At 55.2% G+C, this 20449-nt stretch carries 21 protein-coding genes; 8 read left to right on the top strand and 13 right to left on the bottom strand.

Going from position 1 to position 20449, the window contains the following annotated elements:
• Nucleotides 1-12: 12 nt before the first annotated feature.
• From KOE80_RS19540 to KOE80_RS19515, 6 genes are all read right to left on the bottom strand, one after another.
• Entirely contained in the window at nucleotides 13-696 is a 684-nt protein-coding gene (locus KOE80_RS19540) for a DUF2848 domain-containing protein (RefSeq protein WP_009460123.1), read from the bottom strand.
• Nucleotides 697-729: 33 nt separating this feature from the next.
• A complete protein-coding gene (locus tag KOE80_RS19535; protein WP_035268536.1) occupies nucleotides 730-2013 on the bottom strand; it encodes a TRAP transporter large permease in 1284 nt (427 codons plus the stop codon).
• Nucleotides 2010-2630, bottom strand: coding sequence for a TRAP transporter small permease subunit (locus KOE80_RS19530; protein ID WP_060186527.1), 621 nt, complete (start codon nucleotides 2628-2630; stop codon nucleotides 2010-2012). Before KOE80_RS19530 ends, KOE80_RS19535 begins: the two co-directional genes overlap by 4 nt.
• 91 nt (nucleotides 2631-2721) lie before the next feature.
• Entirely contained in the window at nucleotides 2722-3768 is a 1047-nt protein-coding gene (locus KOE80_RS19525; RefSeq protein ID WP_009460120.1) for a TRAP transporter substrate-binding protein, read from the bottom strand.
• 113 nt (nucleotides 3769-3881) lie between these two features.
• Entirely contained in the window at nucleotides 3882-4685 is an 804-nt protein-coding gene (locus tag KOE80_RS19520) for a putative hydro-lyase (protein WP_226349792.1), read from the bottom strand.
• A gap of 98 nt (nucleotides 4686-4783) precedes the next feature.
• On the bottom strand, nucleotides 4784-5683 hold the full coding sequence (locus KOE80_RS19515) for a LysR family transcriptional regulator (protein WP_009460118.1): 900 nt from the start codon (nucleotides 5681-5683) through the stop codon (nucleotides 4784-4786).
• Between the two features lie 124 nt (nucleotides 5684-5807).
• On the opposite strand from KOE80_RS19515, the gene waaC reads away from it, so the two are divergent.
• Together waaC and KOE80_RS19505 are read left to right on the top strand one after the other, a co-directional pair.
• The gene (gene waaC, locus KOE80_RS19510; RefSeq protein ID WP_035268533.1) at nucleotides 5808-6809 is read left to right on the top strand and encodes a lipopolysaccharide heptosyltransferase I; all 1002 of its coding nucleotides are present in this window, start codon (nucleotides 5808-5810) and stop codon (nucleotides 6807-6809) included.
• A gap of 185 nt (nucleotides 6810-6994) precedes the next feature.
• On the top strand, nucleotides 6995-8320 hold the full coding sequence (locus KOE80_RS19505; RefSeq protein WP_226349791.1) for a 3-deoxy-D-manno-octulosonic acid transferase: 1326 nt from the start codon (nucleotides 6995-6997) through the stop codon (nucleotides 8318-8320).
• A gap of 155 nt (nucleotides 8321-8475) precedes the next feature.
• Here KOE80_RS19505 and KOE80_RS19500 read toward each other — a convergent pair whose 3' ends face one another.
• From KOE80_RS19500 to KOE80_RS19485, 4 genes are all read right to left on the bottom strand, one after another.
• Nucleotides 8476-8685 carry a cold-shock protein gene (locus KOE80_RS19500; protein ID WP_026483779.1) on the bottom strand — a complete coding sequence of 70 codons (210 nt, stop codon included), beginning with the start codon at nucleotides 8683-8685 and terminating at the stop codon, nucleotides 8476-8478.
• A gap of 254 nt (nucleotides 8686-8939) precedes the next feature.
• Entirely contained in the window at nucleotides 8940-9770 is an 831-nt protein-coding gene (gene galU, locus KOE80_RS19495; RefSeq protein WP_035268525.1) for a UTP--glucose-1-phosphate uridylyltransferase GalU, read from the bottom strand.
• Between the two features lie 343 nt (nucleotides 9771-10113).
• On the bottom strand, nucleotides 10114-10950 hold the full coding sequence (locus tag KOE80_RS19490; RefSeq protein WP_060186525.1) for a type III pantothenate kinase: 837 nt from the start codon (nucleotides 10948-10950) through the stop codon (nucleotides 10114-10116).
• Nucleotides 10951-10988: 38 nt separating this feature from the next.
• Nucleotides 10989-11858, bottom strand: a complete 870-nt coding sequence (locus KOE80_RS19485) for a biotin--[acetyl-CoA-carboxylase] ligase (protein WP_009460113.1) — start codon at nucleotides 11856-11858, stop codon at nucleotides 10989-10991.
• Between the two features lie 57 nt (nucleotides 11859-11915).
• On the opposite strand from KOE80_RS19485, the gene KOE80_RS19480 reads away from it, so the two are divergent.
• The 5 genes from KOE80_RS19480 (at nucleotide 11916) to lipB (ending at nucleotide 15768) form a co-directional block, all read left to right on the top strand.
• On the top strand, nucleotides 11916-12566 hold the full coding sequence (locus KOE80_RS19480) for an alpha/beta hydrolase (protein ID WP_021447090.1): 651 nt from the start codon (nucleotides 11916-11918) through the stop codon (nucleotides 12564-12566).
• A gap of 125 nt (nucleotides 12567-12691) precedes the next feature.
• Complete coding sequence (locus KOE80_RS19475) at nucleotides 12692-13921, top strand: D-alanyl-D-alanine carboxypeptidase family protein (RefSeq protein ID WP_035268521.1); 1230 nt, start codon at nucleotides 12692-12694, stop codon at nucleotides 13919-13921.
• A 24-nt stretch (nucleotides 13922-13945) separates the two neighbouring features.
• Nucleotides 13946-14818, top strand: coding sequence for a D-amino acid aminotransferase (locus KOE80_RS19470; protein WP_035268519.1), 873 nt, complete (start codon nucleotides 13946-13948; stop codon nucleotides 14816-14818).
• Nucleotides 14815-15087: a DUF493 family protein gene (locus tag KOE80_RS19465; RefSeq protein ID WP_009460108.1), complete on the top strand. Its 273-nt coding sequence runs from the start codon at nucleotides 14815-14817 to the stop codon at nucleotides 15085-15087. The genes KOE80_RS19470 and KOE80_RS19465 overlap by 4 nt, the downstream gene beginning before the upstream one ends.
• Nucleotides 15088-15105: 18 nt before the next feature.
• A complete protein-coding gene (gene lipB / locus KOE80_RS19460) occupies nucleotides 15106-15768 on the top strand; it encodes a lipoyl(octanoyl) transferase LipB (protein ID WP_226349790.1) in 663 nt (220 codons plus the stop codon).
• Between the two features lie 72 nt (nucleotides 15769-15840).
• Here lipB and KOE80_RS19455 read toward each other — a convergent pair whose 3' ends face one another.
• Nucleotides 15841-16632, bottom strand: coding sequence for an enoyl-CoA hydratase (locus KOE80_RS19455; protein ID WP_009460106.1), 792 nt, complete (start codon nucleotides 16630-16632; stop codon nucleotides 15841-15843).
• A gap of 199 nt (nucleotides 16633-16831) precedes the next feature.
• On the opposite strand from KOE80_RS19455, the gene lipA reads away from it, so the two are divergent.
• Complete coding sequence (gene lipA, locus KOE80_RS19450; RefSeq protein ID WP_021447088.1) at nucleotides 16832-17836, top strand: lipoyl synthase; 1005 nt, start codon at nucleotides 16832-16834, stop codon at nucleotides 17834-17836.
• A 208-nt stretch (nucleotides 17837-18044) separates the two neighbouring features.
• Here lipA and KOE80_RS19445 read toward each other — a convergent pair whose 3' ends face one another.
• Nucleotides 18045-18398 (bottom strand): hypothetical protein, encoded by a 354-nt coding sequence (locus tag KOE80_RS19445; RefSeq protein WP_021447087.1) that lies wholly within the window; start codon nucleotides 18396-18398, stop codon nucleotides 18045-18047.
• Nucleotides 18399-18428: 30 nt separating this feature from the next.
• Nucleotides 18429-19223 (bottom strand): uracil-DNA glycosylase, encoded by a 795-nt coding sequence (locus KOE80_RS19440; RefSeq protein WP_226349789.1) that lies wholly within the window; start codon nucleotides 19221-19223, stop codon nucleotides 18429-18431.
• Nucleotides 19224-20449: the final 1226 nt, after the last annotated feature.

Raw genomic sequence — 20449 nt, 5'->3', positions numbered from 1 at the left:
GGCTGGGCCAGTTTAGGCTACTTCAGGCAGGATTTCGGTTACGTAGGTATGACGGATGCTGCGTTCGCGGCGGGGGTCATACAGTTCCATGGTGAACTGGGTAGCAGGGCGAATGCCACCAATGGCACCCACGGTACCGCAGGTCATGCCAAAGCCTTCAGGCATGGTGGTGGACTGGAAGTAGCCTTCGATCAGCTCCAGCGGGTTCTTCAGGGTGGACAAGGGACCATCCTGGTACAGGACTTCCTTGCCGTCTTCCTGAATGTAGGCGCGGATGATCAGTTCGTCCCAGTAGTCGGCCACATCGCTGAACAACCAGGCTTCGCGGGCAACGGGCTTGGCGCAGATCTGCTTGGACAGGGCCACGCTGTGGGCTTCCAGCACGCGGTCCGTGTGGTCCGAGGCCAGGCTGACCAGCAGGCGGCCCTGGTGGTTGAACACAAACACTTCGGTCTCGCCGGACGAACCGGAGCCCACGACCTGGATGTCGGCATCCTGGATCATCTGGTTGGCGGCGATGCGGTAGTACAAAGGCACCGAGCTAGGGCGTGGTACGCCCAGTTCGGCCAGCTCTTCAATGTGGTGCTCGATGGCAGCCAGATCGCGGCCAGCCCAGCCGGCCACGATGCAGTGCTGCAAATCAGCTTCGATGATTTCAGTGTGGGTGGCCTGGGCCAGTTCAAAGGTCAAACGCATAGCAGTACTCGTTTACTCAAAGACAGATTGGGATTAACCGAACAGGCGTGGCAGCCACAAAGCCAGATCCGGGAAGATAGCCAGCAGGCCCACCATGGCCAGCAGCATGATCACAAAGGGCAGGCTGCCAATCATGACGTCATTCATGCTGCCGCTCTTGCGCAGGCTCTGGACCACAAACAGGTTCAGACCAACAGGCGGAGTGATCAGCGCCACTTCCACCAGAATGATGATGGCAATACCCAGCCACACCGGATCAAAGCCCAGGGCGATCATGATGGGAGCCACGATAGGGATGGTGGTGATCATCATGGACAGGGTTTCCATGAAGCAGCCCAGCACCAGGTAGAACACCACAATGATCAGCAGCATGACCATGGGCGAGACACCCAGGCCCGTGATGGCATCGGTCAGTGCGTTGGTCAGGCCGGTGGCGGCCATGACAAAGTTCAGGAAGGCCGAACCGATCACGATCAGCATGATCATGGCGGTGGCTTTCATGGTGCCTTCCAGCACTTCCTTGATCATGTTCCAGCTCATACGGCCCGAGAAGGCAGCCAGAATCAAGGCACCGACCACACCCAGGGCAGCAGCCTCCGTTGGGGTGGCAATACCGGCATAAATCGAGCCCACGACCAGCAGGAAAATACCCAGTGGTGGAACCAGGTGCACCAGGCTGGCAAAACGCTGGCCCCAGGAGGCCTTGATCTTCGCACCGCCCCATTTGGGTTTGACCATACATGCAGCAGCAATTGCCAACATGAACAGCAAGGCCATGCCCAAACCGGGGATGATGCCGGCCAAGTACAGCTTGGGCACAGAAGTATTGGTCAGTACGCCGTAGATCACCAGGTTGATCGAAGGCGGAATCAGAATGCCCAAGGTACCGCCAGCGGCCAGACTACCCAGGAACAGAGGCTCGTTATAGCCTTGTTTCTTGATTTGCGGCAGGGCCACGGTACCCACGGTGGCGGCAGTGGCCACGCTGGAGCCGGAGGTGGCGGCAAACAGGGCGCTGGCACCAATGTTGGCGTGCATCAGGCCGCCGGGCAGCCAGGACAGCCACAGGCTCATGGCGTTGTACATCCGTTCAGCCATGCCCGAGCGCAGCAGGATCTCGCCCAGCATGATGAACAGGGGAATGGCCACCAGCAGGAACTCGTTGCTGGTGCCCCAGGAAATTTCACCCAATGCGCCGGTCAGGGGCAGCATGGAGTACAGCGGGTCCAGAATCAGGCCCAAAACACCCAGGGCAGCGCCCACGGGAATGCTCAGTCCGATCAGAACGAGCAAGAGAGTCAGTGCGGTTGTAATCATTTGGCGTCTCCTTGCACCATGCGTTTGCCAGCCTCGGCTTCTTCAGAGGCTTCTTCCTGGGTGCTGCGGATACCGCACAGGGATTGGATACCGGCCAGGTCACCTGTAATCAGGGCCAGGCTGGAGCGCAGCAGCATCAAGGCCAGAACGATGCACAACCAGATCAGGCCGCCCACCCACAGGAACTGGGGAATCCACAAGGGAGTGCCCATGGCGGTGTTGGCGGTGGACTGGTTGGTCCAGGACAGGCCGGCCACGTCGGTGGCGTACAAGGTCAGGTAGACGATGAAAACAGACAGGGCCACCAGAGCAATCCAGTCCAGCAGGGCAGCCAGACGAACAGGTAAGTGCTGGTAGATGGCGTCGATACGGATATTGGCCCGTTGCAGGGTGGCAAAGGACAGTGCCCATGAAATGCTGATGGCAAAGGCATAGCCGGACAGTTCATCCGAGCCGCCCAGAGAGCTGCCACTGAATTTGCGGAACAGGACGTCCGCGGTGATGTAGAGGGCGCTGATCAATGTCAGGCTGCCTGCGAACCAGATGGCGACGCGCGACAGGGATGTGGCGGCGGACAGCAAACGGTTCAGCATGGCGAATTTTTCGGTATTTTCCATGATGTCTACCCCGTACAGGGTCTAGGAGGGAGGGGCCTGGGGTACAGGCAGCCTGCCACCGTGAGTCTGGTGGCAGGCAGGACGTACAGATTTACTTCTTGGCTTCGAAGCCCAGGATCGGGCTCAGGCTGGTGTTGAATGCAGCCACGGTGTCGGCGGCGCTACGCTCGGCCCACTTGGGAACCACGGTCTCGCTCATGACTTTCTTGAGCAGTTCACGGTCAGCGTCGGTAGGCTTGACCAGAGTCATCTTGCCTTTGACGGGCTGCGTGCAAGCGTCGGCGCCCGTGTTGCAGTCATAGCCTTCCTGTGTTTCCTTGGCAGCGGCAACCCAGATTTCTTCGGTCATGGCCTTGATGTTGCTGGCCAGGAACTCTTGAACTTTGGGGTCCAGCTTGTTCCAGGTGCCCAGGTTGGCTGCGTGAATCTGCTGGTTCCAGTTGATGGGCATTTCGTACAGCTTGGAGCTGACTTCGTACCACTTGGCCGAGTAGCCGGACATGGAGCCGGTAATGGCGCAATCGACCACACCGTTTTGCAGGGCAGGAACCACTTCACCAAATGGGATGGTTACGCTGTTGCCGCCCAGAGCCTGAACGAATTCAGCCTGAGTACGGCTGCTGGTACGCACCTTCTTGCCTTTCAGGTCGCTCAGGCCATTGAAGTTGCCATTGCAAAACAGTACTTGGGCAGGGTAGGTGGAAAAGCCCAGAACCTTGACGTTGCTCTTGGCGTAGAACTGTTCGTAGGCGGGAGTGAACGCGTCGGTCAGCTTCTTGGCCACTTCAATATCGGGAGCCAGGCCCGCCAGGTCGATCGCTTCGTTAATGGAGTTGTCGCTGGCAAAGTAAGCCAGGGTGGCGGTACCGAAAGGAATCACACCTTGGCTGATCAAGCGCATGATTTCAGGACCTTTCAGGCCCATGTCGTTAAAGCCCTTGATATCGGCCGTGATCTGGCCGCCGGACAGCTCAGGTACTTTCTTGGTCCAGAAGGGTTGCTCGGTGTTCTGGTAGGCGGTCAGGTTGCTCAAGCCACCGACAACTTTCAAAGAAGTCTTGGGCAGTTCCTGGGCCATGGCAGCAGAGCCCAGGGCCAGCGAGCCCAAAGCCAGGGAGGTCAGTACGATTTTTTTCATAAGGTGCTCCTAATAGCGGTCCAGCTGTATGGTTGATAGAGTGCGCTCCCTGTTTGCAGGGGCTGCATATTGAAACCAAAGGGGTGACCGGTTTTGTGTCGGTCAAAACTTGCTTAAAGCGCGGCCAGCCGTGTGTTGGGCAGATCGGTAATCAACATATGGCCAGGGGCATGCGTGATACAAAACTGCGGCTTGGCCTGGGCAGCAACGGCTTGAGGGGTGACGCCGCAAGCCCAGAAAACGGGTAATTCGTCGGGGCCGACTGGCACTGCATCGCCATAGTCGGGTTGTTGCAGGTCGCTGATTCCAATCAGGGACGGGTCGCCGATATGAACCGGGGTACCGTGCACGGACGGAAAGCGCGAGGTGATCTGAATGGCACGAATGGCATCGGCCGCACGCATGGGGCGCATCGACACCACCAGGGGGCCAGACAGGCGCTGTGTGCCCTGGGTCTGGATAGAGCTGCGATACATGGGCACATTCACACCCGCGCTGATATGGCGCACATCAATCCCGTCGGCCAGCAGCGCTTCTTCAAAGGAGAAGGAGCAGCCAATCAGAAAGGACACCAGATCATCGCGCCAGACATCTTCGATGTTCAGTGGCTCGGCGCTGAGCTCGCCGTTCTGCCAGACACGGTAACGAGGGAAATCCGTGCGCAGATCAATCGAGCCACCCAAGGTTGGCACCTGAAACTGACCGGGTTCCGTCACGGCCAATAAAGGGCAGGGTTTGGGGTTGCGCTGACAAAACAGCAGGAACTCATCGGCCCAGTCTTTGGGCAGAATCATCAGGTTGGCCTGCACATAGCCTGCGGCCAGTCCTGCGGTAGGACCAGTATGAGTTTCTTGACGGATCAGCTCGCGGCATTTTTCAGCCTCGGGCGCCAGCACAGGCAGGGTTTGCAGGTTCATGATGACCACTCGCACAAAGGGGGTTGATCACAGCCTCGGATTGCAACCGATCAGATAATTTGTGTCCAATCGTATGTTCGAATCCTAGGCCATAACGATTACTTATCGGACTGCACGTATTGTTGGGCGATTTCTTGGGCGTGATTGGCCACGACGCGGGCAATATGACTGTCCGGAGAATCCATCCAGCAGGCAAAAAATTCGATGGCCGGCAGGGGTTGATCCACCTTCAAAAGGCGCAGTTTTCCCTCGGAAAGCTCGTCTTTTATGACCTCGGGAGCCAGCACGCTGGGGCCCATGGCATGACGCGTCATTTGCACGATTGTGCTTAGCGATGCACTGCCAAAAATACGTGGGGATTTGACGCCGGCACGCAGCAAAGCTTCGCGTGTGGCGAGGTAGGGAACGCTACCGGATGGATAGGTGATTACAGGGTAAACCCCTAGCTCGGAAACGCTGACTTTACGACCATGCAACTTCAATTCGGGACTGGCGACCCAGCCTAACTGATAAGCGCACAGTCGAATGCATTGTTCTTTGGGATCCTGGCCTACGCCCACAATCATGGCCATATCAATCTGGAAGCTGGCCAGTTGCTGGCGCAGCACGCTGGTGGTGTCGACATGAATCTCGATGACCAAAGCCGGGTATTCCTGATGCAGCTTGTCGATCAGCTCATGCAGCCAGGTCTGCACAATGGTTTCAGCCACCCCCAGACGCAGCAGGCCGCGGATGGCGTTCTGCTCTTTGGCGGCGCGCAGCATCTCGGTACGCAGATCCAGCATGCGCTGTGCGTGCGACAACAACTCCTGGCCTTTATCGGTCAGCTTGATGCCCCGGGCACCCCGATCAAACAAGCGCAGCTCCAGACTGGATTCCAGTCCGGCGATACGCTGAGAAATAGACGGTTGGGTCGTGTTGAGTTTTTCGGCAGCTGCCCGGAAACCGCCAAGCTCGGCAACCCATACAAAGGCTTCGATCTGTTTGAGATCAATCATGTTTCCGGTCCAGAAAATAGGCAGTCTTATTATGCCTGATGGCAATTGGCGGGCATAAGTAGAGCAGGCGGATATTTTTCTGCATCTTTGTTTGATTGGACGCGGCCACCACTATAATTCGCCCATGACTTGCAAGATACTGATTGTGCGTACGTCCTCTTTGGGAGATCTGGTGCATATGCTGCCAGCAATCTCGGACATTGCACGCCATGTGCCCGGTGCACAAATTGATTGGCTCGTAGAAGAGAGCTTTGCTCAGATTCCGGGCTGGCATCCGGCAGTAAATGAAGTGATCCCGGTGGCGCATCGGCGCTGGCGCAAACAGTGGTGGTCTGCCCAGACACGCCAGGAACGCGCCGCCTTGCGCGAACAACTGCAATCACGCCAATACGATGTTGTGCTGGATATGCAGGCGCTGATGAAATCCATCTGGCTGGTACGGCAGACTAAAGGCCGTCGTCATGGGCTGGATTGGAAGTCGGCGCGTGAACCGCTGGCCTCGCTGTTCTACGATGTGCGTCATCGCGTCGGTTTCTGGCAGCCTGCTGTGTTCCGTCAGCGCAGCTTGGCCGCGTCTGCCTTTGGCTATCAGTTTGAAGGCGCTCCTGATTTTGGTTTGCAGGGTTTGGCCGCGCAAGCCCCCAAGGACGAGGATCCTTACGCCATCATCATGCCGTCGGCCAGCCGCGATGATAAGCTCTGGGAGCCGGAGAACTGGCAACAGGTCTTTGATCGCCTGCAAGGGGAAGGGATGGCATTGCGCTTGTTGGCGGGCAGCCCTGCCGAGTCCGCCCGTGCCGAGGCGCTGATTATTGGTCGCAGCCAGGCTCAGGTGATGCCACGAATGGATTTGACGCCTATCGCTCTGCAATTGGCTGGAGCGCAAGTCATGGTGGGTCTGGACAGTGGTCTGACGCATTTGTCAGCCGGTTTGGGCCGTCCTACTATTGGTATCTATAAAGCCTCGACCCCAGTGCGTACCCCCCTGGAAGGTTCCGCTTACACCGCCAGCCTGGGCGAGCGTGGGCATCCTCCTTCAGCGGAAACGGTGCTCTGTGCCATCGATCAGGCGCTGGGGCGGACAGTAGTGCCGGAGGCGGCCTTGTTGGACGCGCCAAAAGGCTAGTTCGGGCCTGATCGCCAATTCGTTTTTTTGTCAGCCGGCTTTGTGCTTACAATACGCGATGCTAAGGGGCCTGCAGCCCCGCCTGGGTGCAGGCCCTTTGTCTGCCTGACATTATTTTCTATTCGTCTTCCTGGTAGCGCCGAGCGTGGCTTGGCTGCTGCTGATTTCGTACTGAGGCTAAGCGGGTGAACCGATTCTTCTATACCGCCTCTATTCGCATATTGGCTCCAGCCTTGATGGCCTGGATGGGCTTGCGTGCCCGTCGAGCTGGTGGCGAATGGCAGGTGTTATCGGGTCCCCGCTTTGGTTTTTATGGTTCGCTGCCTGCGCCCAGGAAAGCCCCGGTGTGGGTGCATGCGGTCAGCTTGGGTGAAACGCGTGCGGCGCAGCCTTTGATTCGTGCTTTGCTGGATCAGGGTGAGACGGTCCTGTTAACCCATATGACAGTTACGGGCCGTACAGAAGGTGCGACTGCGTTTGCGGCTGAGATTGCCAGCGGGCAATTGCTGCAACAATGGCTACCCTACGACTTTCCGGGCTCGGTACGACGTTTTTTCGCCCATTACCGGCCATGTGCCGGGGTGCTGATTGAACGCGAGGTGTGGCCCAATCTATTGGCTGCGGCACGCCGGCAAGGTGTTCCCATGATGTTGGCCAGTGCCCGGTTCTCGGAAAGTGCATTGCGTACCAGCCTGAAAGCAGGTTCGGTCATGCGAGAGGCCTACCGCTCCTTCAAGTTGATCTATGCACAAAGCCTGGCTGATGCACAGCGGCTGGAGTTGGCGGGCGCACAAGGCGTGCGCGTGTCAGGGAATCTGAAGTTTGATGTAGTTTTGCCACAGGACAAGATTGCACGTGGCCGTGGCTTTGCCAGTGACCTGGGACGGCGTGTGGTGGTGATCGCCAGTACGCGCGAGACTGAGCATGTCGATTTCATTGAGGCCATTGCCCATTACCTGCGCCGTGAACGAGAGCATGGTAGCGAGCTGCATAGCCCAGTCCTGTTTGTTGTGATTCCACGTCACCCGGAGCGGTTTGAAGAAGCGGCAGATTATCTGAATCAGCTAGGTTTGCGTTCCGTGCGGCGTAGCGAGTTGCTGGAGCAGGGCGATACCAGCACCAGTGCGATCAAGGCTTGTCGTGAAGTGGATGTGCTGCTGGGCGACACCCTAGGTGAAATGCACTGGTATTACGGCCTGGCACGAGTCGCCATTGTGGCGGGCAGCTTCCAGCCCTTGGGCGGGCAGAACTTTATCGAGGCCTGCGCAGTGGGTGTCCCTGTGATTGTGGGCCCGCATACTCATAATTTTGCCCAAGCCATGCAAGATGCCATGCAGGCCGGCGCTGCGATACGTGCGGGTACGCCAGCCTTGGCGTTGCAGCAGGCACTGGAGCTAGTAGATGATCCAGCACGTCATCACAAAATGGCTGATGCGGGTTTGCATTGGGTTCAAATGCACGAAGGCGCAGTGCAGCGTGTACTTTCTGGATTGGCACAAATCCGCGATTAAATACGTAGCTGTTTATTAGCTAATAAGTATTTAGTTTTACATGTTTTGGAATTTGTGGCGATTTGAGGACAGCTCGTCTTGATTTGAATCAAGTTAAATAAAAAAGCCCGCATTTAGCGGGCTTTTTTGAGATCTAAAAACTAATCGAGATCGATTTACAGTTTTTGGATGCTCTTAGCTTGTGGACCCTTTTGGCCTTCAGCCGACACGTACGAAACGCGCTGGTTTTCTTCCAAGGATTTAAAGCCCGTGCCCAAGATGTCGGAATGGTGAACGAAAAGATCTTTGCCACCGTTGTCGGGGGAGATAAAGCCGTAGCCTTTTTCGTTATTGAACCATTTCACGATACCGGTTTCTGTTTGCATTTCCTGCATTCCCTAAAAATGACGAGCAATCTGCTCAAAAAAGATTGTCAAGATGTAAAAATCAGGGCAATGAGTATTAGAAACAATACCGTATTGAACAAACTTCGACGAACTTGAAATCCTGCACCGCCAATCGTAGGGGGTATTTAACCTGTAAGTCAAGCTAAATCGACCCTCTGCGTGGTTTTAAGGCAGTGTTTGATCAACAATTGCAACCAAGCTTGTTATCGTAACGGACCCCTCTGCGCCCCTCGTTAAAGTCCGTGGTATTTACGACCAAATTCAAGCGTAGCATGAAAGAAACCGGACTTGCTACCACAGTCGTAACGTGTGCCTTCATATTCATATGCATATACCGCACGACTTTCCAAAAGACTGGCAATTCCATCCGTTAATTGAATCTCTCCACCTACCCCTGCTTGAGTGCGTCGCAGGTGGTCAAATATTTCCGCTTCCAATACATAACGGCCTACAACGGCTTGTGTAGAAGGGGCTACTTCGGGTGCAGGCTTTTCAACAATTCCATTAAGTCGAGTTGCTTTTGAGTCGACTAAATTACCCGAAACAATTCCATATTTATTTGTTTCATTTCTATTTACATTTTGAGTTGCCACAATACTTCCGTTGTATTGATGCGCAGCCTCAACCAGTTGCCGCGATACAGGTGTGGTGGCGTCGATCAGGTCGTCCGCCAGCAGGACCAGGAAGGGCTCGTTGCCCACGATGGGTGCAGCGCACAGCACGGCATGGCCCAGACCCAGCGCGCGCGGCTGGCGGGTGTAAATACAGCTGACATGGCTGGGAATGATGTTTTGAACGGCATCCAGCAACTCCAGCTTGTTCTTGCCTTCCAGTTCGTGTTCCAGTTCCGGGATGCTGTCAAAGTGATCTTCAATGGCTCGCTTGTTGCGGCCAGTGATAAAGATCAGTTCTGTGACTCCAGCGGCGACAGCCTCTTCGACAGCGTACTGAATCAGTGGTTTGTCGACAATTGGCAACATTTCCTTGGGCATGGCCTTGGTGGCGGGCAGAAAACGTGTGCCTAGACCGGCGACGGGGAAAACTGCTTTGCGTATGGGTTTCATAGTGTCGTCAATCGAGGATCAAGGGGAAGCTGGCGTCGGATGGGCCGGGGTTCCAAGTTGAATGGCATCTTGGTTACGCTGCGAAAACTGTCTAGGCTCACGGCCTTGTTCGCTGGGGGGCGTGCCAAAAAAGCCTTGTCCAAAAGCCAGCAAGGCAAGGTTTGCCACCAGGATCAGTATGAAAAGCAGTCGCATCGCAAATGCCCTGAAAAGTACAGTTCAACCCAAGATTGTACGGGTAGGGGAGTTTAAGTTCATCCGTTTTAATGCCAATCGTATCTATGGGTCACCGGCAGTTCACAGGCAAGAGGGGGCAGAGGGACGGTTGTAAGCTCGAATCGACTTACGGGTGCGCCACAAACAGCGACAGACCCCGCAAGGCAGGAGTTTCCAGCTCGTGTAGATGGGGGGGCTCTATATTGAGCAAACGGCAATGATGACTTAATTGTTCTAACAGTTCTTGCTGCGCCAGTGCGCGGCCACCGCCCGCCAAAAAGACCAATGGGCTGTGTCCCAGATGCTGACGGCCTTTCTCCCATTGTCGCAACACGGCTCCAGCCTGTGCGGCAGCAACCCCGGTACTGATAGCTTCTTGAGTATTGCGTGGGAACGCCGCAGTTTGCCCATGCGCCTCAGGGAGCTGCGCCGTATTTTGCTTGAGTGAAGCCAGCATCAAGCTGGGACCGGGCAGAATGGAGCCACCTAAAAAGTGACGCACTCCATTTTGTGCAGGTCCCAGCAAGTCAATCGTGGTAGCAGTACCAAAGCTGATCAGCAAGGCGCCTTGGTCGACCGGGTATTCCTGGGTTAGCAAATCGCTTAACCCTAATAAGGAGGCCCAGCGATCGGCACCCAATTGGCCAGCCTGTTCATAATCGTTGTGCAGCCCAAAAGCCTGCTCTTGGGCCTGCAACCAGCGTACCGGTCCCAAGCCCAGACGGCTGACGGCCGCATCAATTTGCGCTTGGACCTGTGGCCCGGCCACATTCACTCCTAGTGCTTGTACACCTTTTTGTTGGGCGAATTCTTGCAGCGGGGCCTGGCCTGCCTCCAGCCAAACCGCCAATTGATCCAATTGGTCGGCATGCACGCTAACCGGCTGGCTTTCGCGCGCGCCGCTTAAAGGATGACACCACCCTAGTTTGATACGGGTGTTGCCAGAGTCGATGAGCAGGGTCATGCCGGATCGTCAGAGCTAAAAAGAGTGCAGTATAGCGATCAGCGGTGAGCGCGAACGGAAACTTCGCCCACTGTGACCGCGCGTTCGGAACCATCGGGGTGGCGCAATAATAATTGCCCCGAGGTATTGATGCCCGTCACGATGCCTGTATGCAGGACTTGGCCATTGTCAATGATATGGACTTGCTGGCCAATTAGCGCGTCAACTTGCGCGTAGCGTGTAGGCAGATCAGCAAAACCGTGGGCTGTGACATGGTTCAGGCTCAGGTACAGGCTTTGCGCGACTTTGGCCACAAGGTCCGAACAGCGTGCCAGAGACGCTTGTTGGGAGTGTTCAGCAATGCTGGTCCAGTCTGCAATGGCGCGTTGCGTGTTCTGGCTGATGGTCTCTGCTTCACGCAGGTTCAGGCCTATGCCGATAATCACCACATGATGGTCACTGGAGCTGGGCGCTGCACTGGCGCGGGTCGCCTCAACCAGAATGCCGGACAGCTTGGCCTGATCCCATAGCACGTCATTCGGCCATTTCATGGCCAGACGATTACGCACTGCCGGTTCCAGAAACTGGCGCAGCGCTTCCGTCGTTGCCAGACCGGACAGCGGCGAAAGAGTAGGCAGCTGCCGCGCAGGCAGAAAAATATCAAAGGCACAGGAAAACATCAGGTTTGCACCGACGCTGTTTTCCCATGTGCGTCCGGCACGCCCACGACCACGACTTTGCAGATGTGCGCCCAGCAACCAGGGACGCACACGCGGCCCGGATTCCTGACGAGCCAGGGCAAGCAAATCGGCGTTGGTCGATTCGGTCGAGTCTACCCAGCGTATCTGGGGAAAATGTGGCAAGCGCGTACGCAGCTCTGCCACCATATCGCGCGGGCTGGGTAGGGTGAATGCAGAAGAGGTATTCATGACAATCCGGTACACTGGATGAGTTAAACGTAATCTTATGTGATATTTGATCTGAGCATGTCTGAACGCGTAGATACAATCCAATTTTCCGGCCAGGCCGGTGTTATTGACTGTGCTCTGGACTGGCCAGCGGGCGAGCCCAAGGGTTGGGCCTTGTTGCTGCATCCTCACCCTTTGCATGGTGGGGCACGTAACAACAAAGTGGTGACAACCTTGTCGCGCAGTGCCACTCAACATGGTTTGCTGGCAGTACGCCCGGATTTCCGTGGTGTCGGAAAGTCTGCCGGGGAGTTCGATAGCAGCCGCGGCGAAACTGCCGATATGCTGGCTTTGATTGAGCAATTCCCATCACATTTCCCGCAGTGGAGTTCCGGCCCATCCATGTTGGCCGGGTTTTCATTTGGCACTGCAGTCGCTGCTCAAGTGTATGCCAGCCTGCAGGAAGCCCAGGCACCTTTGCCCGGCGCCTTCATCCTGACTGGTACTGCGGTCAATCGTTTCCGCTTCCGGGATGTCAGCCCTCCTGCCGATACCTTGCTAGTGCACGGTGAAACCGACGATGTCGTTCCCTTGTCGGAAGGCATGGACTTTGCGCGTGAGCATCAGTTGCCCATGGTTGTGCTGCCCGAGGCCGGCCACTTTTTTCATGGCAAGCTGATTCAGCTGCGTGAGTTGGTCAGCCGTCATTTGGCCGGGCTTGGAACCTAAGCCGGGTTTTGCTTTCAAATCGTTGCGTTTTCCTGTTCAGACTCAGGGGCCTTGCCCCTCACAGGCCCAGATGGCTCTGCCATAATGGGTTCTTTCCGCCACTGTCAAAGCAATCGATTTTTTCCATGACTTCTATTCAAAAATTTGCATCTCCAGTCCTCTCTCGTTGTGTGGTGGCACTTGCCCTGGCGCTGCCTATGGTGGCTCAGGCACAGACTCAAACCCCTACCCCGACAGAATCGGCTCAAGTGCTTGGCGCTCAGACGCCTGCCTTGCCAGGTGATTTGTCCGTTGTACCCGCACCTAGCCTGACGGCACGTGCCTGGTTGTCCATGGACGTTAATAGTGGCCAGATCATCGCGGCAGAAGGGCTGAACGAACAGGTCGAGCCTGCCTCCCTGACCAAGCTGATGACGGCCTATCTGGTCTTTGATGCTTTGGAATCCGGTCGCCTGAAGCTGGATCAGACCGTTGTGATTTCGGACAAGGCATGGCGCACCGAAGGTTCGCGCATGTTCGTGAAAGTTAATTCGCAAGTGGCCGTGAATGATCTGCTGCAAGGTGTGATCGTGCAATCGGGCAATGATGCCTCTGTTGCCTTGGCCGAAGCCGTTGCGGGTAGCGAAGGTGCTTTTGCCGCCTTGATGAACGAAGAAGCCGCCAAGCTGGGTTTGACGGCTACGCATTTCAAGAACTCCACCGGCTTGCCTGATCCCGAGCATCTGACCTCGGTACGTGATCTGGGCGTGTTGTCCGCGGCACTGGTTGCCCGCTTCCCCCAGTATCTGCACTACTACAGCCAAAAAGAGTACACCTACAACAATATCAAGCAGCCCAACCGTAACCGCCTGCTGTGGCTGGACAATACAGTTGATGGTTTGAAAACCGGCCATACCCAATCGGCCGGATACTGCCTGGTGTCGACGGCCTTGCGCGATGGTCGTCGTGTGGTGTCGGTTGTCGTGGGTACAGCGAACGATGCCGCCCGTACAGAAAACAGCCTGAAGCTTCTGAACTGGAGCTTTCAGAACTTTGAAACGGTCAAACTGTACGACGCCAGCAATCCTGCTGTCACCGCCCGTGTTTGGGAAGGTGAGGTCGAGAATGTAGGCCTGGGTACAGAAGGAGCCTTGTGGTTGACTGTTCCACGTGGCAAGTCCTCGGAAATCAAGCCTGTTGCCAACTATACCCAGCCTTTGCTGGCTCCGTTGAGCAAGGGTGACAAGGTCGGTACACTGACTTTGTCCCTGGATGGCAAGGTTTTGGCAGAGCAGCCTTTGCTGGTGCTGCAAGATGTGCCCGAGGCCGGCTTTTTTGGTCGTATGGCCGACAAAGTGCGCTTGATGTTTGAGTAATTCCTTGGTGCGAGGCTAAATCCTATGATTGCAGGCATTGACCCCGACAGCATTGTTTATTTGAACGGCGACTTTGTGCGCTTGGGTGAAGCGAAGATCTCGGTACTGGATCGTGGCTTTATCTTTGGCGACGGCATTTACGATGTCGTGCCTGCTTATCACGGGAAACCTTTTCGTATTGATGGGCACCTGGGGCGCTTGGAGCGCAGTCTGGCAAAAGTGGGCATCACCAACCCTTTCACTCGCCGTGAATGGGAAAAGCTGGTGCTGGATATGCTGGCCCGTTCGGGCCGGGGTGCCGACTGCATGGTCTACATTCAGGTAACCCGCGGTGTTGCCAAGCGCGACCACGCCTTCCCCAGCAATGTGCCGCCCAGCATCTTCATCATGGTCTCGCCCTTCAAGCGAGTGCAGCAAGAGCGCGAAACCGGTTTGAAGGCGGTGGCCATTGAAGATGAGCGTTGGCTGCGTTGCGATATAAAATCCGTTTCCTTGCTGGGCAATGTTTTGGCCAAGCAGCAGGCTCTTGAAGCCGGTGTGGACGAGGTTATTCAGTTCAGAGAAGGTTTTCTGACCGAAGGGGCCTCCTGCAATATCTGGATTGTGCGCGACGGTACTTTGCTGGCACCCATGCGCAACAATTTGATCCTGGAAGGGATTCGCTACAGTTTGATGGAGGAGCTGGCCGCCCAGGCGGGTATAGCTTTTCAGGCGCGTCAGATCTCTCGTGAAGAGGTCGACACTGCCGATGAAATTATGATGACGTCAGCCACCAAAGAGGTGCTGCCCATCGTTGTATTTAACGGTCAGCCCGTCGGCGACGGACGACCCGGCCCTGTCTTTGCCAAATTACGTGAAGGCTATGACAAGGCCATCAAGGCTGCGGAGCAAGCATGACAATTTCCCCCGAAGAATCGTTGATCGAATACCCCAGTGACTTTCCTATCAAAGTCATGGGCCAGACTCACGAAACCCTGCAAGACGAATTGCTGGCTATCGTGCTGGAACACGATCCAGGTTTTGACGCTGCCACCATTGAGGTGCGTCCCAGCAAGGCAGGCAACTACACGGGCCTGACTTTCACGGTGCGCGCTGTCTCGCGTGAGCAACTGGATAATCTTTACCGTGCCCTGCATGCGCATCATCTGGTGCGTGTGGTGATGTAAAGCAGGGATCAGGCGTTCATGTCCGACTCAGTTCGTATCAAGTGGTTTGAGCGGCCTAGCGCCTATGAACCTATCTGGCAGGCAATGCGCGACTTTACCGAGCAGCGCGAGGCGGAGACTCCTGATGAAATCTGGCTTGTCGAGCACACGCCTGTCTATACGCAAGGACAGGCTGGCAAGCCGGAACATCTGCTGAATCCCGGTGGCATCCCCGTGGTGCAAACCGACCGGGGCGGGCAGATTACCTATCACGGCCCTGGGCAGTTAATGGTGTACTGCCTGTTTGATCTGCGCCGGGTGGGCTTATACGTCAAAGAATACGTACGCCTTTTGGAAGAGGCTGTTATTGCTTGTCTGACGCATTTTGGTGTCGAAGGGGCTTGCTGCAAGCCAGGGGCACCGGGTGTCTATGTACCGCAAGGGGTGGCAAGCCAGGAGTTGGCCAAGATTTCCGCATTGGGGATCAAGATTCGCAATGGCCGCTCTTACCATGGACTGGCCTTGAATATAGGCATGGATCTAAGCCCATTTAGCGGCATCAATCCCTGTGGCTATGAAGGGCTGCAAACAACGGATATGCGTTCGCAAGGCGTTGTGGTCCCTATGGACGAGGTTGCACAGTATTTGTCTAATTATCTATCGCAAGCGATGGCTCTGCGCCTACAGGCAGCGGCAGCTTAAATAGCGCAGCGATAAAGCGCCGCATGTGGCGGCGCTCATCTTCATATTGTTATTTATTCGTCAAGTGCCGCCTCAGGTTCCGCTCCAGTGCGGCGCGCGTTTCTCGATAAAAGCATCAATACCTTCGCAGGCATCATTGCTCATCATATTGTCAGCCATGACCTGACCGGCGTAGTCGTAGGCTTGTTCAATAGCCAGGCTGCGCTGGCGGTAGAACATGGCCTTGCCTGCGCGGACGGCGACCGGACTCTTGGCCATGATGCTGTCGGCCAGTTTCTGTACGGTTTGATCCAGCTGGTCTTCGGCTACCGCGTAATTGATCAGCCCCAGCTCTTGAGCTCGTTGGGCGCTGATGAATTCGCCAGTCATCAACATTTCCATGGCGGCCTTGGGTGGCACGCAGCGTGACAGGGCAACAGCAGGGGTGGAGCAGAAAAGACCAACATTAATGCCTGATACTGCAAAGCGAGTGGACTCGGTGGCAACAGCCATATCGCAGGTGGCAACCAGCTGACAGCCCGCTGCGGTGGCCAGTCCTTGCACACGAGCAATCACCGGCACGGGCAAGGCCAGCACACCTTGCATGACGCGGCTGCAGCGGCTGAACAGATCACGGTAATAGTCGTGTTCGGGTTTGGAGCGCATCTGTTTCAGATCGTGCCCGGCACAAAAGGCCTTGCCTTCCGCCTGAATGATGACGCACTGCAAGCTGGGGTCCTGGGCCAGCTTGTCCAGAATGTGTTGTAAAGAGTCCAACACTTCTTCAGACAGCGCGTTGTACTTGGCGGGCCGGTTCAAGGTGATGCGGGCCAGTCCCTGATGCTGTTCCAGCAGGACGGGATCGGCGAGGTGCTCTTGTGACATGCAAGTCTCCGTACTTATAGTATGTGCAGGTTTTATTTTCGGGTGTTGCTGCATCGTTAAGTCGACCTCTATATTAGAGGGGTCTGGTACAAACTATCGCCCTTGTTCTAGGCGCTTGTAAAGCGAAGGGGCTACAATTGACCACTGCGCCCATCGTTTAGTGATGTTGCCCGCACGCTGTTTTTCTATTTAGACGCCTATGACCACCCCTACAGATACGTCCGTCGATTCCAAACCTACTGTGCGCCCTCGCGTTGTCGAATACGACGCAACGCAAAAGCAGAAGGCCGAGGCCAAGACCTCGCGCATTCCCATTAAGGTCGTGCAGGCAGAGCGTTTGAAAAAGCCTGATTGGATTCGGGTGAAGGCGGCTGCACCGAACTCCCGTTTCTACGAGATCAAGGAAACTCTGCGCGAGCACAAGCTGTTCTCGGTGTGTGAAGAGGCCTCCTGTCCCAATATCGGGGAGTGTTTTGGCAAGGGCACGGCAACCTTCATGATCATGGGCGACAAGTGCACACGTCGTTGCCCATTCTGTGATGTGGGCCACGGTCGTCCCGATCCGCTGGACGAGAACGAGCCCGCCAACCTGGCCAAGGCCATTGGTGCCATGAAGTTGTCCTACGTGGTGATTACCTCCGTAGATCGTGACGACTTGCGTGATGGTGGCGCTGCCCACTTTGTGGAATGTATCCGCCAGGTGCGCGAGCACTCGCCCACTACGACCATTGAAGTGCTGGTGCCGGACTTCCGTGCACGTCTTGACCGTGCTTTGGGCATCCTGAATGCCTGCCCTCCAGATGTGATGAACCACAACCTGGAAACGGTGCCTCGCTTGTACAAGCAGGCGCGTCCGGGTTCGGACTACCACCACTCCTTGAAACTGCTGCAAGAGTTCAAGAAGCTGCATCCCAACATTCCAACCAAATCCGGTTTGATGGTTGGCTTGGGTGAAACCAACGAAGAGATTCTGGAAGTGATGCGCGATATGCGTGCACACGATATTGATATGCTGACTATTGGCCAGTATTTGCAGCCATCCGGCCACCACTTGCCCGTGATGCGCTACGTGACGCCTGATGAATTCTTGATGTTTGAGCGCGAGGCCTATGCAATGGGCTTTACCCATGCGGCGGTTGGTGCCATGGTGCGTTCGTCCTATCATGCAGACCAGCAGGCGCACGCAGCAGGTGTGCAACCTTAAAGATAAGAGAACAGAAGACTTGGCTTTTATTTGAAGAACCCGGCCTTGGCGCCGGGTTTTCTTATGACTTCCGGGTTTTCCGGTGTTGTTGATCCGCGTCTGCCTGTTTTTTTTACAGGTTCCAGGGCCGCCAGCAAGCCGGAGAGTCGTTAGCGGTTTTTGGGGCATGTATCCCTGACTGCCTGTATCAATGCTTGCCGGTGTCTTTTTATTCGGACGGTGGACTTTCTACTGCATCACTCTGGGCCAGGGCCTTGGTAGACAGGCTCTCTATATAAGGCTCCAGCACTTCGTCGTAATCTTCGACGCCCAGATACCAGGCCGTCAGACCTTTGCTGTCTTGTTTAAGATCAGTCCAGCAGAATAAAGAGCGATCAAAAGAGTCCTTGATGGTCTCGTTCACAAACTTGAACAATTCATCCAGCAAGGGCAGGCTGCTTAAGGGGACGGCAAATGGCGTTTCTCCCTGAAATTGCCAGCCATATTGTTCGAGCAGTTCGTTCGACCAAAGAGCATGTTGTTCTTGAGAGCTTAATTCTGGATTGGCAGGGCTTAAAGGCATGGTTCTGGATCAGGTAAGGGGAACGGATGGTCAAGCGCCGGTGGCAAACCATTGTATGGGAGTGACGCCTTGCTCTTTGAGCCACTCATTGGCTTGCTGGAAATGACCACAGCCAATAAAAGGAACAGGGGGGCGGCGAGCAGCCAAGGGGGAAGGGTGATTGGCCTTCAAAATCAGGTAAGGATGCTGGGAGTGCTGCTGAATCAGTGCTTCTTTGGCTTGGGCGTGAGCACCCCACAACATATAAACAATAGGGCGTGTAGTCTGCTGGGCCAGGTTCATCAGCAGGGAGTCAGTAATCTGCTCCCAACCTTTCTTGGCGTGAGAGGCAGGCAAACCATCTTCTACAGTCAGCGATGTATTCAATAGCAAGACTCCTTGTCGACCCCAGTTGCTCAGATCATGACTGCTTGGCAAGGTGGTGTCGGGATATTCCAGCTCCAGCTCTTTAAAGATATTGCGCAGACTGGGTGGGGCCGGGCAAGTGTCAGGTACGGAAAATGACAATCCCTGCGCCTGATTGGGCCCGTGATAAGGATCCTGGCCCAGAATCACTACGCTGACTTTTTGCAATGGCAGCAGTTCCAGTGCGCGGAAAGGGGCGGCCGGGTAAATAGAGGCACCATCCTGGCACTCCTTGTCCAACCACTTGGCCAGAGTTGCCAGTATGTCTTGCAGTTCCGGGCGATCCAATGTGGCACGCCAGTCGCTGGGAAGGCGGGCAGCTTGCGTCAGGATGTTCTCGGTCAGGAGATTGCCGGAGAGTATTTCTTCGCCAATCAGGCTGAGCTGTGCCGCAGGGGCTTGAGAAGATGAGCGGGCCATAGTCTGCATACAGAGTTATTTGTCCGCCTATTGTAATAGGGGAGATGTGGCTTACCTATCTGCCTGGATGGGGTGTCTCTATATAGAGAGGGGTTTGTGGGTCAAAAGTAGGGCGATTGGTATGCCTCTATATATAGAGGGATGACCGGCGCTCTATATATAGAGTGTTGTAGACCAGGTTCTAGATTAGCGGCCCATGGTGATAGCCGGGTCTTTGTGCAGTCTTCCCCAGGATCGCAACTGCATTCTTATCTTTTCTGTCTGTCTGTCTGTCTGTCTGTCTGTCTGTCTGTCTGTCTGTCTGTCTGTCTGTCTGTCTGTCTGTCTGCGAAAACACGTTTGGGGCGGGAATTCAGCGCGAAACAAGAGAATCGTTGCTGAGCTGGAGAGGAAAAGCCCGGAATCGACCTGTTCTGCGATGGGGCATCCTGGCGTTTCACCTGCCAGTTCTGGTGTCTCTCCAGCTATGAACGAGATATAGTCATTTGAGTATCATTTGGTTTCATTTGAGTTTTATCATATATAACAATGATCTAAGTGGAAAACTACTGTAAACCACCTCTTTTACATGAAATATTCAGGTAAAAAACTTGCAAAGCGGAAAATCCTCATGCTATAGTTCTTTTCTCGCTGCAGCACACACAGGGTTTTCCCTGAAGCGCTACAGAGAGCAGTTAGACAAGTTTCACCGCCTTGGCCAAGAGGCCCGCACCGAAGCTTGAATGACTGGTCAGGAAACTGACAGGGTGTAAAACCCGGAGCTTGACAAATCAGAAAATTCTGTGTTAAAGTTCTAGGTTCTGCTCCAGAGAACGCAACGTTAAGTTTTTAAGCGGTTTTGCAGGTTGAAACGGTTTTGAAAATTTACCCTTGTTTGTGAAGTTGGATGGTTAGCCTCACGGTTGATTGTTCAGCAGGTAGGAAAGAACGAAAGTTCTGGTTTAAGCGGGATAGGTTAGACGGTTTTAAAACTTTCTAACTTCTTCAAAAAAACGCTTGACACACTGTCTGATCTGCTTCATAATCTCGTTTCTCTGCTGCTAACACAGCAAGGCGCGAAGCGCTAAACGCGACGAGCCAGCCGGGTTAGTCAGTAGAGCGACAGGTAACTGTCACTGCTCTTTAACAATTAACAGCCGATAAGTGTGGGCGCTTGGAATGAGCGAGTCGAACCCTTCGGGGATCGCCACAAGTTTGTATCAAGTGCTCACAAACGAAAGATGAAG

The organism is Alcaligenes sp. 13f (assembly GCF_020496585.1).
Taxonomy (GTDB): Bacteria; Pseudomonadota; Gammaproteobacteria; order Burkholderiales; family Burkholderiaceae_B; genus Alcaligenes; species Alcaligenes phenolicus.
This window is presented reverse-complemented; position numbering and strand designations above follow the sequence as displayed.